This window comes from Sandarakinorhabdus sp. (genome assembly GCF_031422795.1).
In the GTDB taxonomy this organism is placed as follows: Bacteria; Pseudomonadota; Alphaproteobacteria; order Sphingomonadales; family Sphingomonadaceae; genus Sandarakinorhabdus.
In genome coordinates, this window is the sequence record NZ_JANPML010000109.1 from 1 (window position 1) to 1,924 (window position 1,924).

Here is a 1,924-nt window from a genome sequence, read left to right on the forward strand (position 1 = left end):
CGACTGGCTGACGGCGACAGACCTCACCGATATCACCCTGTTCTGCCAGGATTGGGGCGGGTTGATCGGCCTGCGCCTGGTGGCGGCCTTCCCGGAGCGGTTTGCCCGGCTTGTCATCGCCAATACCGGGCTGCCGATCGGCACCGGCTGGTCGGAAGGCTTCAAGGCGTGGCTGGAATTTTCGCAGAAGGTGGAAACCTTCCCGGTGGGTTTCATCGTCAACGGCGGCTGCACGCGTGACCTGACGCCCGCGGAAGTGGCGGCCTATGATGCGCCGTTCCCCAACGAAGGCTTCAAGGCCGGCGCCCGCCAGTTTCCAGCGCTGGTGCCGATCACGCCGGAACACGCCAGCGTGGCCGAGAACAAGGCGGCGTGGGAGGTGTTGAGCCGTTTTGACAAGCCGGTGATCACCTGTTTCTCCGACAAGGATGCAGTGACATCGGGCGGCGAGAAAATCTTCATCGAGCGAATGCCGGGCGCGAAGGGCCAACCGCACAGCATCGTGCCGGGCGCCGGGCACTTTTGCCAGGAAGACGCGCCGGAGGAATATGTGCGCATCATCCTTGATCACATCAACCGGGGCTGATGGTGATGCAGTCCTTCGATCTCTTCTGGTCGTTCCGTTCGCCCTATTCCTACCTGCTGCTGCCGCGCGTGGTGGAACTGGTCGAGCGCCACGACGTCGCCTGCACTGTGCGCATCGTCTATCCGATTGCGGTGCGGCAGGCGGATTTCTTCCGACAAGTCGATCCGCTGTGGGCGATGTATCTGGTGAAGGACACCTATCGCACGGCGGAATTTCTGAAGCTGCCCTACCGCTGGCCCAAGCCCGATCCAGTGCAGATGGACCCGGCAACCCGGCTTTACCCGCCCGACCAGCCGCACATTCACCGTCTGTCGCACCTCGGCATTGCAGCGACAGAGGCCGGGAATGGGCTGCAGTTCATCCGCGAAATTTCCCACACCATCTGGTCGGGCACGGTCGATGATTGGCACGAAGGTGATCATCTCGCAGAGGCCGCCGCGCGCGCCGGGCTCGATCTGGCCGCGCTCGATGCCGCCATTGCCGCCAACCCGGATCATTATCGCGCTGCCATTGAAGCCAATCAGGACGCCCAGCGTGCTTCCGGCCACTATGGTGTGCCACTGATGGCACTGGATGGTGAGCCCTTCTTTGGCCAGGATCGCTTTGATCAACTGGTGTGGCGGTTGCAGCAGAAGGGCCTGCAACCGCGCTGAGGCCTAGAGAGCGCTTTCTTCGATTGCGCGGCTGCCGGCCGGCAGGTGCAGCACGCTGCCATCGCGGGCCATCCGGATCGGGCCGCTGAAACGCTGCGGCGCATCCCCCAGGAAGGCGGCTTCGAAGAAACGGTTCGGCACCTGCGGCACGATGTGGGTGAGCATCAGCATCTGCACCCCGGCCTGGGCAGCGGCGGTCGCGGCCTGTTCGGGCGTGGCGTGATAGTTGAGGATGTCGCGCGTGATCTGCGCGGTGCGCGGTTGGTTGGCGTTTTGCAGGCCGCGGGTGATGGCGGCGACCAGGCGGGGTTGCAGGGCTTCGTGTACCAGCACATCGGCGCCCCTGGCGGCCTGCGCCATGGCCGGCGTGGCGGCGGTGTCGCCGCTCACCACCACGGTGCGACCCTTGCAGCTGATGCGATAGCCATAGGCCGGCGCGACCGGCGCGTGGTTGACGGCAAAGGCGGTGATGACGAGGCCATCGCGGTTCCACACCACACCGGGCGCCATATCCTGCCCGGCAAACTGCCCGCCGCCCGGCGGCACGATGGCGGCGCCATGATGGGCGATGCGGTAACCGGCATCAGCCTTCAGCATGAGATTATAGCCGGCAGCCACGTCGCTGGTACCGGGCGGGCCGATCAGCGGCAATGGCGTGGTGGCCGCACCGCCGGCCCAACGCAGC

The 1,924-nt window shown here is 65.4% G+C and carries 3 protein-coding genes; 2 read left to right on the forward strand and 1 reads right to left on the reverse strand.

Annotated features, from left to right (window positions below):
* Positions 1-586, forward strand: a 586-nt coding sequence (locus tag RMO81_RS04215) for an alpha/beta fold hydrolase (protein WP_409049579.1), incomplete at its 5' end; no start/stop codon positions are given.
* A complete protein-coding gene (locus tag RMO81_RS04220) occupies positions 586-1,239 on the forward strand; it encodes a DsbA family protein (protein WP_310474500.1) in 654 nt (217 codons plus the stop codon). The genes RMO81_RS04215 and RMO81_RS04220, both read left to right, overlap by 1 nt.
* A gap of 3 nt (positions 1,240-1,242) precedes the next feature.
* On the opposite strand, the gene RMO81_RS04225 is transcribed toward RMO81_RS04220, so the two are convergent.
* Positions 1,243-1,924, reverse strand: a 682-nt coding sequence (locus RMO81_RS04225; protein ID WP_310474501.1) for an MBL fold metallo-hydrolase, incomplete at its 5' end; no start/stop codon positions are given.